Raw genomic sequence first — 15,554 nt, 5'->3', positions numbered from 1 at the left:
TTTTGCACTAAGTTTAAAATAAGCCTTTATTATCTATTTCATTATACTGCTATACTCCGCGCCTTAAATTGTTTGAGCTATTTGAGTAGAGGTACGTATGTCATTTTCAACACTGGGTTTATCTGAGCCTGTTTTAAAAGCAATAGCTGAGCAAGGCTATAAAACACCAACCGACATACAAAAACGCGCTATTCCTATTATTTTGTCTAAAAAAGACCTTATTGCTGCAGCCCAAACAGGTACAGGAAAAACCGCCAGCTTCGTATTACCCATTTTAGAGTTACTCAATACTGGTTATACATTACGAGGTAAGCGCATTAAAGCGCTTATATTGACACCTACAAGAGAATTAGCCGTTCAAGTTGAAGCGAGTATTGCAAATTACAGTAAACACTTAGAATTAAGCTCTATGGCTATGTATGGTGGAATTGATGCAGAACCTCAAAAGCAGCGTTTAATTTGGGGGATAGATATTCTTGTTGCTACACCTGGACGTTTACTTGATATGGCGCATCAACGAGCATTGCATTTTGATGAGTTGGAAGTATTAGTACTCGATGAAGCCGATAGAATGCTTGATATGGGCTTTAGAGAAGACATTAATAAAATAATTGAACGATTACCTACGCAGCGCCAAAACTTATTATTTTCTGCTACATTATCTGACGATATTCGCCAGTTAGCTAAGCGAGCTATTGGTCCTCATGCGGTTGAAATTTCTATTAAACAAGACAAATCAACACAGCCTAAAATCGATCAATGGTTAGTCACTGTAGATAAAACCAATAAATCTGCTTTATTAAGTTATCTAATTAAAGACAATGAATGGAAACAGGCGCTTATATTTATTGAAACTAAACACGGCGCTGCTAAATTAGTAAGCCAATTGGAAAAGCGTGATATTAAAGCTGAGTGTATTCATAGTGGTAAAACGCAAGAAATAAGAGAAAAAATACTGGCTGATTTTAAATCGGGAAAAATTCAATTTTTAGTGGCTACTGCTGTGGCCGCCCGAGGAATTGATATTGATGATTTATCGAGAGTGATAAATTACGACTTACCTGATAAAGCAGATGACTATATACACAGAATTGGAAGAACGGGTAGAGCAGGTGCTAGTGGTGAAGCCATTTCTTTTGTGGCGAAAGACAACTTTAGAAACCTTTGTGCTATTGAAAGTAAGCTAGGGCATATTATTGAACGAAAGGAGTTCGAACAATTTCCTGTGAAAAAAGTAGTGCCTTTATCTATTTTAAATTATGTGCCTAAAAATAAACAAAGACTTTGAGAGGTAAGTTTTTTATAAAATTCAAACTGGATAAATCAGTTTTTAAGAAAGAATAACTAAACCCCAACCTCAGCATACAAGCTGAGGTTAGTAGACTTTAAGGCTAAGTTACTCAGGGGTTAGGCTTTAGATTGTTCACTTTTACGTAATGTTTTTTCTTTACGTTTTTCTTTAATAATATGTTTAACATCGCCGCCAATATGGCTTTCACCACGTTCTTTAGCTAAGTTTACTTGGCGCTCTCTTTCTCTGAAGCCCGCGCGTTGCTCATCTGTATATTTATCAATACAACGTGGACAACTTACGCCTTTAACATAATGCTCACTTTGTTTTTCCTCTTCTGTAATTGGAAATCTACACGCAAAACATTGATCGTATTGGCCTTGTTCTAGGTTATGATTAACCGCAACTCGGCTGTCAAAAACAAAACATTCTCCTTCCCACATTGTTTCTTCTTGGGGGATTTCTTCTAGGTATTTTAAAACACCACCTTCTAAATGATAAACCTCTTCAAAACCTTGTTCTTTTAAATAAGCGGTAGATTTTTCACAACGAATACCGCCCGTACAAAACATAGCCACTTTCTTATGTTTATTTTTATCTAAGTTTTTTTCAACATACTCAGGAAACTCGCGAAAGGTTTCTGTATCAGGGTTTATTGCGTTTTTAAATGTGCCTATTTCAACTTCGTAATCGTTACGAGTATCTACAAGTAGCACATCAGGATCAGAAATTAAGGCATTCCAATCTTTAGGTTTTACGTAGGTGCCAACAGTAAGCGTAGGGTCTATACCCTCAACACCCATAGTCACTATTTCTTTTTTTAGTTTTACTTTAGTACGTTGAAATGGATTTTCAGTGTTGTAAGAAACTTTAAAAGATAAAGGAGATAAGCGACTGTCTTGCTCTAAAAAGTTAAGTACATTATCTATACCTGCCTGAGGGCCTGCTATTGTCCCATTAATACCTTCTTCAGCTAATAATAGCGTACCTTTTACTTCATTTTTTTCCATTGTAGCTAAAAGAGAAGGTTTTAAATTTTCAAAATTTTCTAATCGAACAAACTTATATAACGCACAAACTGTAATTTGACTCATTGAGTTACCCATTGAACTAACCAGAACGTAAATCTGGTGCTGTAGATTAAAACAACATATGTAATATGTTGTTAGCTTAGTGTAATTAAAACATCTATGGCCTTAATCACAAGATGCGGAATTCTAGCAAATAATACGAATTAACAAAATACTTCTCGGTGTTAACTTTATGCGCTAGATCAATTTTTTTATTTAATTTCTTCAAGTTGTCATGCTTCAGTAAAGAATTAGTCATATTTTACTTTTACATTTATAGCTTAACTTTATTAACTTTATTAACTTTTTTGAAGAGGGTTTGAAAATGGCTAATTATGATTTACATGGAACAGAAGAATTATTTAATGAAGAAACGAATATGCTAAACAGTAAACTCAACACAAAGGGTACTAAAAGAAAGTGGCGTGAAATAGAGAGTTTTAAAGAAAAACAAAGATTACGTCGAGAATTATTAGAGTATAGCCAATATGGTTTGTAATTTTTTTATGCAGTAACTCTAATTGTTTTATTAGAGTTACTGCATGCTTATTATTACGACAACATCTTTTTGATACTCGATAAAACACTTCTTTTTCAAAAATTCGAATTAATTCTTTTTTCTTCAGTAATAGATGGGTAAGATCCTGCTTTATTTATTATTGACTTATCTCATGTTTGAACTTAAATATCATACACCTTTTGAATGGACTGAAGCTGTTTTAGCTGATTTTGATACCTTTTTACAAGACCATGCAGCTGCAGAGAAAAAAGCTTCAGGGATGGCAATTTCGATGTTGTCTCATTACCAAGATCGTACACGTTTAGTGAAAGAAATGACGGATCTAGCCCTAGAAGAACTCATTCATTTTAAACAAGTGTTGAAACTTTTAACGGCTAGAAATGTGCCTTTGGCGAATGATAAAAAAGATACTTACGTAAAAGAAATTCGTTCTGTATTTAGACATGGTCAAGAAGAGTTTTTTATGGATAGATTATTAGTAGGAGCGGTTATTGAGGCGAGAGGGCATGAGCGATTTTCATTAGTTGCTGAGGCTTTAGAGCCAGGTAAAGATAAAGACTTTTATGTCAGTATTGCTAAATCAGAAGCAAAACATAAAAATTTATTTGTAGAGCTAGCTTACGAATATTTTGATAAAAATGCTGTTGATGTACGCTTAGATGAAATTTTAGAATTTGAAGCAAATGTTTGCGCTAAACTTCCGTTTAGAGCAGCGCTTCATTAGAACATAGCTTCTACGAATACACGAAAAAAGATAAAACGCTATTCCCTATTTATTGCAAAATAGTGTTTTATTTTTTTTCATATAAAAGAATTAAGCTGCGTTTGAAATCGGCGTATTTTGAATAACCACAGATAATTTTTCTACATTAGCTTTCTGATAGGCTTGTTTAAGCGTATCATTGTCTAACATAGAATCGTCATCAATTAATCCTGCTTCTTCAATCGTTATTTGATCCCAATCGCGTTCATTAAAGAAATTTTCGATATCTACAAGTTGATCATCTAAATTTTCATTTAAACAAAACATAGTAAAAGCATGTAAGTCACCTTTTACAAATTTACTTGTTTCACCCATAAATTCTGCAGTACCGCTAATAATTAACATAATTGCTCCTTTTTCTTTCTGTTGTATGCATGTGATAGCTAAATGACTGTAACGTCAATTTTCTAACAAAATATAATTAATTATAGTACAAGCAGAAATCATTCCAGTTTTATTTAGATGTTTTTTCAATTTCTTTTAAAGCATGTTGATATAAATGTGTTCCAAGTAGCGATAACAAACAATACGCTGCAAAATAATAAAAACCTTGTCCCACTACCGATAAGGTTTCGCTACTAATATGTAAATTCATTTTAAATCCGAACATGGAAAGCTGTTGTATGTCTGTTGTTTCAGCATGATTTGTAGAAAGAACCGCGAGAAATATAGCAATAACAAAAACATCAGCCATCGACCATTTGCCAATGGAAGCGACAAAACTAATAATTTTCTTTTCAATAAGCTGTTCTCTTTTCCAAAAAGCGATAGTTACTAAAATCGTTTTAATCACTGGGATACATATTGAAAAAATTAAAATAAGTAAGGCAACAAGTATTCTGTCATCTTGAAATAATTCTTGGATTGTTGTTATAAGCGAGAGCTCTTTATCAACTATAGTTGAAGATAAGCCCGTTCCGCTAACATTTGCAGTCATCTCCATCGACAAGGAAAACATAGGAAGCACTATGCCTGGAACAAATAAAAATAAAGCGAGAAGGTTAATTGCAAAGCCTAACTTTTTCTTGATCATAAGAGTGTTTTTAATACTGAGGTAAATTTGATGGCTATTATTCATTATTTTAATTGTGATTTCTAATTATTGTATCGATACCCTAATAAAAATCACGTAAAATATAGGCAACGAACTAAATCATATATTTAGTAAAACATTTAGGAAAATCATGAAAAAGACATTTACCCTTACTCACCCTAAAATTAAATACGAAAGATTAATTGATGGTGTGAAACACGACGTTAAAAAATACATTAAAAGGGAGCGTAATAAAACTCTTCCTGTTGATGCTGATTATTGGGATTTTGATTGTAAATTTGGCTTAACAGAGGCTGAAGCTGAAGAAGTACACTTAACTGAAATAAATAAACATATTGATAAAGCTGCATCTGAAAATTTAACCTCTTTTTATATAGAAATTATTGCAAAAGAAGGTTTTAGACAATTTAAGTCAGATATTGATGACGAAGAAGACGAAGATTAATCTTATTTTTCAGCAAGGAGCTAAATAGTGGCTGGGGCTAGTTTATTAACTTTAATTGATGATATTGCAACTATTTTGGATGATGTTGCGATACTTTCAAAAGTTGCTGCTAAAAAAACAGCGGGTGTTTTAGGTGATGACTTAGCATTAAACGCAGAACAAGTTTCTGGCGTAAAAGCCAACCGTGAATTACCCGTTGTTTGGGCTGTTACTAAAGGATCTTTTTTAAATAAATTAATATTAGTTCCTGCAGCTCTTGTTATTAGTGCATTTGCTCCTTCGTTTATTACTATCTTGCTTGTCATTGGTGGTTTGTTTTTGTGTTATGAAGGAGTGGAAAAAGTTGTTGAGAAAATTTTCCACCGTAAAAATAACCACAAACAACATGTTAAAAACGTTATCAACAGCGATGTAGATATAGTTGCTTTAGAGAAAAATAAAATTAAAGGGGCTATTCGTACAGATTTTGTGCTATCTGCTGAAATTGTTGTTATTGTTTTGGGGACATTACAAGATGCCTCGTTTGAAATGCAGGTTATGGTACTTTCTAGCATGGCATTGTTGATTACTGTTGGTGTTTATGGCCTAGTTGCTGCAATTGTTAAGTTAGACGACTTAGGGTTGTATTTATTAAAGCAATCGCTATCAGGCTCATTTAGTACACTCAAAAAAGCTTTAGGTAGAGGTTTGTTAACCTTTGCTCCATTACTAATGAAAACATTGGCTATTGTAGGTACTATCGCTATGTTTTTAGTAGGAGGCGGAATTATTGTTCATAGCATTGAGTTTATTCATCATATTATTTCTGATCTTATATCATGGACCAATAGTTTAATAAATTTTGACCTTAAAAGTGCTATTTCTATTTTGTTTGAAGGTTTAGTTGGGGTTATAGCTGGCGCTATTTTATTACCTATTGTTTCATTGGGTATAAGACTTAAAAAAAGCGTAAAGGCTGATCATAAAGAACCTCGTGAATCTTAAAAATTATCATAACTACCTAGGTTTTATTATGCTTTTGCCTTTAATTGCTTGGGCAATTACGGGAGTTTTCTTTTTTATTAAACCTGGTTATTCAGAAGCTTACGAACAACTAGCCATAAAAACATATCCTTCGATCAATTCATTTACAACGCCTAACACTAATCAGTGGTCTGAAATTAAAATAATACACTCCATTCTTGGAGAGCATTTATTAGTTAAAAATGAAGATAATAAATGGTCTCATTTGGATAGAGCAACAATGCAAATTATTGAAATACCTAGTGAGCAACAAGTAGAAGCTTTGATCCAAGATGCAATAAAGCATAATACTGAACGTTATGGCAATGTAGTGAGTCTTGATGGTTTAACAGTATTAACGTCCACTCAAATCGAAATAACCTTGAATTGGCCTCAAATGAGTTTGTATCAACAAGGTCCTGACACTGAATTTATTGATACTATGTATCAAATTCATTATTTAAAATGGACAGGTATTAAAGCTGTCGATAATGTTTTAGGTGTTGTTGGTTTAGCCCTTGTTATTATTTTAGCTTTATTAGGCACTATACTTAGTTTTAAGCGCTATTCCAGTGTCAATAAACAATGAGTCGAGCATACCGAAACTTTGTAACACTTATTTATGTTTACCTTTTTATTAATGAGAATAATTAATGAACGCAGTTCATCGACTTTACGAGCATCGAAAAAGCATTAGTACCACCGTTTATAATTCTAGAGGTTGGAAAGTTAAACGCTGTGAAAAATGTCGTATTGGCTTAACTCATTGTATTTGTAAATTAACGCCAAAAATGACAAGTAATGCTGGTTTTTTATTATTGATGTACGACACTGAAATTTTAAAACCGAGCAATACGGGTAAATTAATTGCTGACGTAGTACCCGATACGTTTGCTTTTTTATGGTCAAGAACTGAAGAAAATAAAGCATTATTAGCCGTTTTAAATGATGAACAATGGCAACCTTTTGTGGTCTTTCCTGATCAATATGCCGAACCTGAAAGGGAAGTTTATAATCAAACTCTTGTTTTTAAAGCAGGAAAACGACCATTATTTATTATGCTAGATGGTAGCTGGCGAGAAGCTAAAAAAATGTTTCGTAAAAGCCCATACCTTAACAGCTTTCCTGTTGTTTCATTTAACCCTGAAATGACAGACAACAAGGATATGATTTCTCGGTATCAAATTAGACAAGCATCAGCTAGCAACCAGTTTGCAACAGCAGAAGTCGCAGCTAGAGTACTCGATATGGCAGGAGAGGGCGTAAACGCAGAAGTTTTAGATTTATGGTTTGATGTGTTTAACTTTCAATATCGACAAAGTGTTTGCCAAGAAAATACAGGTAATCCCAATGCTATAGAGGATTACCAAAAGTATTTAGCAAGCTTATAAAGCAAGTGAAATTGCATTCTTGTCAGGCGTAGTGAAACTGCATTTGAAGTGCTATCGGTATAAATTACTTAATTGTAACTGTGTTATTTTCTGCTTCTAATAAGCCAGGGGATGATAATTGTTTTTTAGTTAACTGATTAACTACATCACCAATCACAATTAATGTAGGAGGCTTTATTTTATGTTCAGCGACTATATTGGCTAACGTATTTAATTGACCTCGATATACTTGTTGTTCTGGTTGTGTACCTTTATAAATGAGCGCTGCAGGAGTATCTGCTTTTTTACCATGCGCTATAAGTTTTGTAGCAATTTTAGGTAATGTATTTATTCCCATATAAAACACAATTGTTTGAGCATTAGACGTTAGACTTTCCCATGGTAAATTAAGTTCGCCATCATTTTCCATATGACCAGTAATAAAAGTACACCCTTGTGCAACACCTCTATGCGTTAACGGAATTCCCGCATAGGTTGTACAACCTGATGCTGCTGTAATACCAGGACATAAGTGACAATTAATTCCTTGAGAAATAGCATATTCAGCTTCTTCTCCTCCTCTTCCAAAAATGAAAGGATCTCCACCTTTTAAGCGAAGCACTCGCTTACCTAACTTAGCTTGCTCTACAAGCAACTCATTGATTTTATTTTGAGGAACAGAGTGGTTAGCTTGTTTTTTTCCAACATAATACTTTTTTGATGTTTCTGGTAATAAATCGAGAATATCTTGGCTTACTAGACGATCGTAAATCGTTACTTCTGCTTGTTGAATGAAACGTAAGGCTCTTAAGGTTAATAGCTCAGGGTCTCCAGGGCCAGCTCCTACTAATGCGATCTCACCAGAGTTTAAAACGGCTTTACTTGTAAACGTAATATTTGAATCTTTATTATTAATTAGCATTGGAAACCTTTATGCTGTCCAGAGGTATTGTATATGAACGTCTTATACTGTCTTTTATATAGTTGCTTCAGGTTAAATTACACATGATGCCAATTATTGTCATATTATCATTTTAAGTGAGAACCCTAAAAACTCTTTTATTTTACTATATATTAATAATTTATATGTAGTTGTATTTATAGTTTTTTAGGTTATAGCTCTCAAAAGAAAAAAGCCTAACGAGAGTTGTTAGGCTTTTATATTTTTAAGTGGATTTTAAAGGGAGTTAAGAAGCTTTTGAGCGTCTTCGCGTTCCGTAAATCTGTTTTTATTAGCTAGTGACTGTTTGAGTTCTCGCTTAGCTTCTTCAATTCTATTTAACTTAACTAAGGTATAACCAATATGATAGTTAATTGAAGGATTATTAGAATCCATTGAATAGGCTTTTCTAAGAATAGATAAGCTTTCGTCAAACTTATTATTAAGACTTAAAATCCAACCATATGTGTCAATAATAGCAGATGAATTGTTATCCAGCTCCATTGATTGTTTTGAATATAACTCCGCTTTGTTTAAATCTATAGTGATATATATATTCGCTAGATTATTTAATATAGAGGCCTTGTTGATTAAATTATCAACAGTAATTAATTTCTCGTAGTGAACTTTAGCTTCTTGAGCATTACCATTACTTAATAAGTAATCGGCATATACTGTTCGCATTAAATAATTATTTGGATTTTTAGTTAATATGTTTTGTAATGTTGCTGTAAAACTTGGCTCTTCAACTTTATTTAAAGCTAATTGATATAACTTTAATAAAACTCTATGGAAGTTATTGTCTTGATTTAATGCTTTTAAATAGAGTTTTTGAGCCGTAACTTTATTACCTTTCTTAAGGTAGTAGTCTCCTCTAAGCATTAATATATTGGGATCTAGTTTCCTCTTTTTTTCAAGAGCCGTTAAAATCGTATCTGCTTCAGAGAAATCTCCTAAATCAATTTCAAGCTTTACGAGTGAGCGTTGAATAAATATATTGTCCGGTTCAATAGAAAGTGCTTTTTCTAAACTTTTTTTAGCGCCAGATATATCGTTTGCTTGTATTTGCATTTGGCTCATTATAAAAATATCTCGTGGAGTCGTGACTACACCAGAAAGTAGCTGTAATTGCTTTTTAGCATTAGTAAAATCATCTAATCCTAAATAAATTTGTGCTTTCATTTTTATATATTTAGCATTTAAAAAGCTTAGTTTACTTAGTCTATCAGCTTGCTCTAACGCTTCTTTATATTCTTTTTGTTGATAGTTAAGTTCCATTAGAGTTTCTAATGCAGGTATGTAAGTTGAGTTCTTATCTATTATTTGAGTTAATACTTCTTTAGCTTGGTCTATATTTCCCATATCCCTATCAATTTTAGCATTAAGAACTTTTAACGATAAATTATCGGGTTGAGTTTCAAGTAAGTGTACTGATATTTTTTTTGCATCTTCAAATTTAGATAAAGCAGCGTTGGCGGTTGCACTATTAAATAAGGCATTAAAGTTATTTGGTTGTAGTTCTAAAATTTGATTTAGAAAATTTAATGCTTCAGTCCAGCGGCTGTTTTTTAAAAGCAAACTAGCTTTAAAGCTTAAGTAGTCGACATTCTTTATATTTATTTTTAGTAGATCATCTGCTACTTTATGGGCTTCAGGCATTTGATTATTACTCGCAAATAATAATCCTTTTGTAAGAAAGTAAGCCGATGAAAAATCTTTAGGCTTATTTTCGTTTAATAACTCTATTGCTTTACCTAATTGGTTACTTTTAGCGAGAAGGTTTACTTTAGCTAAAATAAACGGTAAATGTTTGCCGTAACTTTTTTCTAAGGGGGATAGTATTTGTTCAGCTTTATAAATTTTATTATCGTTAAGATAAAGCTCAAATAGTTTAATTGAGAGACTTAAATTATACTGGATAATTTTATTTTTACTTTCAAGTAGTTCAAATGCTTTTGAAGATTGCCCTTGTCTTAAGTAAATATCAACAAGTAAGCTAATTCCACTTAAGTCTTGAGGTTGCTCTTGAACATAAAACTGTAATTCTTTTTGAGCAAGCTCTAGATTATTTTGTAAATAAGCTGATGTCCCTGCCACTAAAGAAAGTGATGCATTGCTATTCCTTTGCTTATCACTGAGTAATGATAACTTTTGGCTAATATCAACGAGTATCTGATTTGCCTCTTCTTCTCTAGAACTATATGCAAATAAACGGCTCTTGAGTAGCTTTGCAAAAGGGTCATCAGGGGTTTCTTTGAGTATATTCTCAATGAGTGAAAGCGCTTCTTCTGTATTATTTGCGTTGGCATACGCATTCGCTAGTGCTCTTTGAATAAAGGGGTCATCAGGGTTTACCTCATATCCTTGCTTATAAGCTTGTAATGCCAAGTCAAATTCAGATCTTTTATCGTGAAGTTGTCCTTTTAAATTCCAAACTCGACTATCGTTTGGAAACAATATTTGAGCTTTAGCAATTAAGTTATCAGCGTCACTATAATTATTTTGATTTAATTCGTGAGCAGCCAAAGCGCTAATTGTTCTTAAATCGTTTGGTGCAAGAGCATAGGCTTTTTTATAATATACTTTCGCATTATCTAAATCTTTCATGGCTGAATAAGCATTACCTGATAACAAGAATGTTGTTAGCTGGCTAGCAGGCGTTAAGTTTTTGTCTGAACTTAACTTAATAACTTCATCATAAGAGTTTGTTAGCATTAAGGCACTGCTAAGATCATTGACCAAAAAATTTATATCTGCGCCTCTAAATAGAGCTTCTTGTAATACTTCAATTCCTTCTAAATACAAGCCTTTTTGAAGTAATACTCTCCCCATAAGTACGATAGCAGGTAGGTTGTCTTCGTCGTTTTTTAAAACATTTTTTAAATGTACATAAGCTTCGTCTACTTCGTTTTTATTATAAGAGGTTAGTGCTTTTTCAAAATCATTAAAAGCGTAAGAATTGAGTGACAATAATAATGTAGATGCTATAAGTAATGAACGCATATTTATCCAGCTGTAAGGTTGATAATAAAACTTGAAACATTCGTAATTATTCACTTTGTTATATAAGTGAATTCATTAATTCAATTATTATATTTTATTAAGAGTTTAATAGAATTAGTGAGCTATGAATATAGCTTAGTTTTTAGATAAAAAAAAAGATGGCTAAGCCATCTTTTTAATAACAATAAAAAATTATTATTTAATTTTACGTCTGTTAGCTGCAAACAATCCAACTAATGCTAAACCAAACATCATGATAGAAGTCGGTTCTGGTACGGAAGTAGTTGGAGGAGTAGCTGATTTAGTAAACGAAACGCCAGATAATTTGAATCCATCATTTCCTTCTAATGAACTATTTCCGCCGAAAGCAGTGTTTAATGCGCCAATTAACCAATATTTTGAAACAGTTCCTTTAACATTCGTTGAGTTATTTTTAAAATTAGTAAAGTAGCCTGAAGTATTTCTCATTTGAGCATAGCCAGAATCTATGGTTTGAGTGTTTTTTACGCTACTCCAACTTTTTCCATCTATATCTTTACTTGTTAGGGCTGCAACAGTAACTTGAGTATCGCTCGCTGAAGTAGTTAAATAAGAATATGTAGCTCTAGAAAGATTTACAGCACTTGAAAACTCAAGTAAGAACATATCATAATCTGTGCTGCTACTTCCATCATAGTTATCAGCAGTATGTCCGTCAGGATCTTGGTTTGTTATACCCCATCCAGCTCCATATCTTACAATTTTTTTCGCTGCATTAATTTTGTCATCACCCGTCATAGGATTGCTGGCAAAATCACTGTTATCAGACCAACCAGAAACAGTAATAGTAACTCCATCTTTTACAACATGAAATTGATTGTTACTATCGTTTGATGCGCTACTAAAACTAGCAGTAGTAACACTTGCTAATGCAGATGCAGACATTAATGCTAAGCCTGCTATGCTTAGTTTACTTATATTTAACAACATGTTAACTCCAATATTATGTTATTTAATGCAATGTAATGATAAAAGTGTCATTACATTTAAATTTTCTTAATTTAAAGCATTTATCATGCCTATAATTAAAATATCTTTATTTTCAATTGTTTACCTTGTTTTTGTTAATGCTTTATTTGTTCTTTTATAATAGCTGTAAAAAATACGGACACTTTGTTGTTATTTTTATTACAAAGTGTTTACTTTCAATTAACATAAAGGGCTGTTATTTATTCAGTAATTCTACTGATTTAATAAAGCTATTATATTTTAGATATTTACTTAGTGCTAGAATAATATGTATTAAACTTCTTTCAATTAATAAAAGTATATAAATACCATGAATTTCAGCCCTTTAGTGCAAGAGCTTATTGATGCTTTAAAATGTTTACCTGGTGTTGGAGCTAAATCAGCTCAAAGAATGGCGTTTCATTTATTAGAACGAAATAGAATAGGCGGTTCTAAATTGTCACATTCGTTGAAAAATGCCATGGAAAATATTGGCCACTGTCAACAATGCCGAACTTTTACCGAGCAAACTTTATGTGAAATTTGTCAAAACCCCAAACGTGAAATTGTACAGCAACTTTGTATTGTAGAATCGCCTGCAGATGTTATTGCTATTGAGCAAACGAGTGAATTCAAAGGGAAGTATTTTATTCTAATGGGGCATTTATCACCAATTGATGGGATTGGGCCTGAAGATTTAGGGCTTGATATATTAAGTGCACTACTTGGAAGTGATAATTTTAAGGAAATAATTCTTGCTACTAATCCTACTGTCGAGGGTGAGGCTACCGCACATTATATTGCGGAATTAGCATCGAAGTATAATGTTGATGTTTCACGTATTGCACATGGTGTACCTGTTGGAGGTGAATTAGAGTTTGTTGATGGGAATACTTTGTCTCATGCTTTATCTGGTCGAAAACGTTATTCATAAACTATTACTGTGCGTTAATTTTTATTTTTATTGAAATCAGACTTATGTCGGCTAACGCTTAAGTGAACCTTTGTTCATTTTCTTTTTATCATTAAAGGTTGAAAAGAAAAAAGACAGTCCTATATCTAATGTCAACGAACGACTATCGATTTAACTTAATTGTTAAATCGTGCTCGTTGTCCTGTATGACCCAATGAGTTTTTTTGAAAAGGTTTATCTAATGACTGATGTAAAAAATAGCGAAAATCATAGTTTTAGTGCTGATACTGCTAAAATATTGAAATTAATGATCCATTCATTATATTCGAATAAAGAAATTTTCTTACGTGAATTAGTATCCAACGCGGCGGATGCTGCTGATAAATTACGCTTTAGAGCATTATCCAATGCTGATTTATACGAAGACGATAGCGATTTACGTGTTCGTGTAAGTGCAGATAAAGAAAATAATACCTTAACTATTTCAGATAATGGAATAGGTATGAATCATGAAGATATAGTCACTCATTTAGGTACCATAGCTAAATCAGGAACTGCGGATTTCTTTTCTCAGCTATCTGGTGACCAAGCGTCTGATTCTCAATTAATTGGTCAATTTGGCGTTGGTTTTTATTCAGCTTTTATTGTTGCAGATAGAGTAACAGTTCGCTCTCGAGCTGCTGGTGATGACGCTTCCAAAGGTGTTGAGTGGAGCAGTGAAGGGGAAGGTGAATTTACAACGGCTCAAATAAATAAAGCGAACCGTGGTACTGATATTATTCTACACTTAAAAGAAGAAGAGTCAGAATTTGCAGACGATTGGCGTTTAAAATCTATTGTAACTAAGTATTCAGATCATATTTCAGTGTCAGTTGAAATGTTAACACCTGCTGTTGAAGCTGTAGCAGAAGAAAAAGATGAAGAAGGCAATGTAACTCGCCCAGCCATAGAAGCAAAAGAAGCTACATGGGAAACCGTTAATAAAGCAACCGCTTTATGGACACGTGAAAAAACGGATGTGTCTGACGATGAATATAAAGAATTCTATAAACATGTATCGCACGATTACGGCGATCCTCTACTTTGGGCGCATAATAGAGTAGAAGGGAAAACAGAATACACAAGCTTGTTATATGTTCCTGCTAAAGCCCCATTTGATTTGCATAACCGTGAAAAACAACATGGTTTAAAACTATATGTTCAACGTGTTTTCATTATGGATGACGCCGAACAATTTATGCCTACCTATTTACGCTTTGTTAAAGGTTTATTAGATTCTAATGATCTTCCTTTAAATGTGTCTCGCGAAATCTTACAAGACAACAAAGTGACTCAAGCGATCAGAAAAGGCTGTACTAAACGTGTTTTAACTATGTTAGAGCGTTTAGGAAATAATGATAAAGAAAAATATCAAACATTCTGGAATGAATTCGGTCAGGTCTTAAAAGAAGGCCCAGCTGAAGATATGGCTCATAAAGAGCAAATTGCTAAATTACTTCGTTTTGCTTCAACAAACGATAATACCGATGTGCAAAGTGTTTCTTTGCCAGAATATATTGAGCGTATGAAAGAAGGGCAAGATAAAATTTATTATGTTGTTGCTGATAATTTCTCAGCCGCAAAAAATAGTCCTCATTTAGAAGTGTTCCGTAAAAAAGGTATTGAAGTCTTATTGTTATCTGATCGTATTGATGAATGGATGATAAGTCATTTAAATGAGTTTGATGGTAAACAGCTACAATCAGTCACTCGTGGTGGTTTAGATCTTGGTGATATGGATGACGCAGAAACTAAAGAAGCACAAGAAAAACTTGAACAAGAGTTCGACTCTGTTGTTACGCGTATTAAAACCGCTCTAAAAGGTAAGGTAAAAGACGTTAAATTGTCGCAACGTTTAACAGACTCACCTGCTTGTATTGTTACCGATGAAAACGATATGAGTAGTCAAATGATTAAATTAATGGAATCTGTAGGGCAAAGTGTGCCAGAAACACTGCCTATATTCGAAATAAATGCAGAGCATGAACTTGTTAAGCATATTTCAGATGAACCAGATGATGAGCAATTTAATCAATGGACAGAGGTTCTTTTTGATCAAGCTATGCTAGCTGAACGCGGTAGTTTAAAAGATCCCGCTTCATTTGTAGCTCGCTTAAACAAATTAATGTTAAGTTTAACGAAGTAAAAATTTAATAT

The 15,554-nt window shown here is 33.1% G+C and carries 15 protein-coding genes; 9 read left to right on the top strand and 6 right to left on the bottom strand.

The window, feature by feature from the left end:
* Nucleotides 1–97 precede the first annotated feature (97 nt).
* Nucleotides 98–1,288, top strand: coding sequence for a DEAD/DEAH box helicase (locus B0X80_RS05340; protein ID WP_077338752.1), 1,191 nt, complete (start codon nucleotides 98–100; stop codon nucleotides 1,286–1,288).
* Between the two features lie 119 nt (nucleotides 1,289–1,407).
* On the opposite strand, the gene trhO is transcribed toward B0X80_RS05340, so the two are convergent.
* Entirely contained in the window at nucleotides 1,408–2,385 is a 978-nt protein-coding gene (gene trhO, locus B0X80_RS05335; RefSeq protein ID WP_077338863.1) for an oxygen-dependent tRNA uridine(34) hydroxylase TrhO, read from the bottom strand.
* Nucleotides 2,386–2,686: 301 nt separating this feature from the next.
* On the opposite strand from trhO, the gene B0X80_RS20295 reads away from it, so the two are divergent.
* Both B0X80_RS20295 and B0X80_RS05330 read left to right on the top strand, forming a co-directional pair.
* Nucleotides 2,687–2,860 (top strand): DUF3545 family protein, encoded by a 174-nt coding sequence (locus B0X80_RS20295; RefSeq protein WP_089024836.1) that lies wholly within the window; start codon nucleotides 2,687–2,689, stop codon nucleotides 2,858–2,860.
* A gap of 172 nt (nucleotides 2,861–3,032) precedes the next feature.
* The gene (locus B0X80_RS05330; RefSeq protein ID WP_077338751.1) at nucleotides 3,033–3,605 is read left to right on the top strand and encodes a MiaE family protein; all 573 of its coding nucleotides are present in this window, start codon (nucleotides 3,033–3,035) and stop codon (nucleotides 3,603–3,605) included.
* A 90-nt stretch (nucleotides 3,606–3,695) separates the two neighbouring features.
* Here B0X80_RS05330 and B0X80_RS05325 read toward each other — a convergent pair whose 3' ends face one another.
* A complete protein-coding gene (locus B0X80_RS05325; RefSeq protein WP_077338750.1) occupies nucleotides 3,696–3,989 on the bottom strand; it encodes a hypothetical protein in 294 nt (97 codons plus the stop codon).
* A 109-nt stretch (nucleotides 3,990–4,098) separates the two neighbouring features.
* On the bottom strand, nucleotides 4,099–4,677 hold the full coding sequence (locus tag B0X80_RS05320) for a paraquat-inducible protein A (RefSeq protein ID WP_077338861.1): 579 nt from the start codon (nucleotides 4,675–4,677) through the stop codon (nucleotides 4,099–4,101).
* A 151-nt stretch (nucleotides 4,678–4,828) separates the two neighbouring features.
* Between B0X80_RS05320 and B0X80_RS05315 the strand changes: the two genes are divergently transcribed.
* From B0X80_RS05315 to B0X80_RS05300, 4 genes are all read left to right on the top strand, one after another.
* The gene (locus tag B0X80_RS05315; protein ID WP_077338749.1) at nucleotides 4,829–5,143 is read left to right on the top strand and encodes a DUF6172 family protein; all 315 of its coding nucleotides are present in this window, start codon (nucleotides 4,829–4,831) and stop codon (nucleotides 5,141–5,143) included.
* 27 nt (nucleotides 5,144–5,170) lie between these two features.
* On the top strand, nucleotides 5,171–6,127 hold the full coding sequence (locus B0X80_RS05310) for a DUF808 domain-containing protein (protein ID WP_077338748.1): 957 nt from the start codon (nucleotides 5,171–5,173) through the stop codon (nucleotides 6,125–6,127).
* On the top strand, nucleotides 6,117–6,734 hold the full coding sequence (locus tag B0X80_RS05305) for a PepSY domain-containing protein (RefSeq protein WP_077338747.1): 618 nt from the start codon (nucleotides 6,117–6,119) through the stop codon (nucleotides 6,732–6,734). The genes B0X80_RS05310 and B0X80_RS05305 overlap by 11 nt, the downstream gene beginning before the upstream one ends.
* A gap of 64 nt (nucleotides 6,735–6,798) precedes the next feature.
* The gene (locus B0X80_RS05300; RefSeq protein ID WP_077338746.1) at nucleotides 6,799–7,536 is read left to right on the top strand and encodes a tRNA-uridine aminocarboxypropyltransferase; all 738 of its coding nucleotides are present in this window, start codon (nucleotides 6,799–6,801) and stop codon (nucleotides 7,534–7,536) included.
* A 64-nt stretch (nucleotides 7,537–7,600) separates the two neighbouring features.
* On the opposite strand, the gene cobA is transcribed toward B0X80_RS05300, so the two are convergent.
* The 3 genes from cobA to xdp1 form a co-directional block, all read right to left on the bottom strand.
* Nucleotides 7,601–8,437, bottom strand: a complete 837-nt coding sequence (gene cobA, locus B0X80_RS05295; RefSeq protein WP_077338745.1) for a uroporphyrinogen-III C-methyltransferase — start codon at nucleotides 8,435–8,437, stop codon at nucleotides 7,601–7,603.
* Between the two features lie 255 nt (nucleotides 8,438–8,692).
* Nucleotides 8,693–11,458 (bottom strand): tetratricopeptide repeat protein, encoded by a 2,766-nt coding sequence (locus B0X80_RS05290; protein WP_077338744.1) that lies wholly within the window; start codon nucleotides 11,456–11,458, stop codon nucleotides 8,693–8,695.
* Between the two features lie 195 nt (nucleotides 11,459–11,653).
* On the bottom strand, nucleotides 11,654–12,427 hold the full coding sequence (xdp1, locus tag B0X80_RS05285) for an exosortase-dependent surface protein XDP1 (protein WP_077338743.1): 774 nt from the start codon (nucleotides 12,425–12,427) through the stop codon (nucleotides 11,654–11,656).
* Nucleotides 12,428–12,776: 349 nt separating this feature from the next.
* On the opposite strand from xdp1, the gene recR reads away from it, so the two are divergent.
* Complete coding sequence (recR, locus tag B0X80_RS05280; RefSeq protein ID WP_077338742.1) at nucleotides 12,777–13,379, top strand: recombination mediator RecR; 603 nt, start codon at nucleotides 12,777–12,779, stop codon at nucleotides 13,377–13,379.
* 220 nt (nucleotides 13,380–13,599) lie between these two features.
* Entirely contained in the window at nucleotides 13,600–15,543 is a 1,944-nt protein-coding gene (gene htpG / locus B0X80_RS05275; RefSeq protein ID WP_077338741.1) for a molecular chaperone HtpG, read from the top strand.
* Nucleotides 15,544–15,554: the final 11 nt, after the last annotated feature.

The sequence above is a fragment of the Pseudocolwellia agarivorans genome, assembly GCF_002000085.1.
In the GTDB taxonomy this organism is placed as follows: Bacteria; Pseudomonadota; Gammaproteobacteria; order Enterobacterales; family Alteromonadaceae; genus Pseudocolwellia; species Pseudocolwellia agarivorans.
This window is presented reverse-complemented; position numbering and strand designations above follow the sequence as displayed.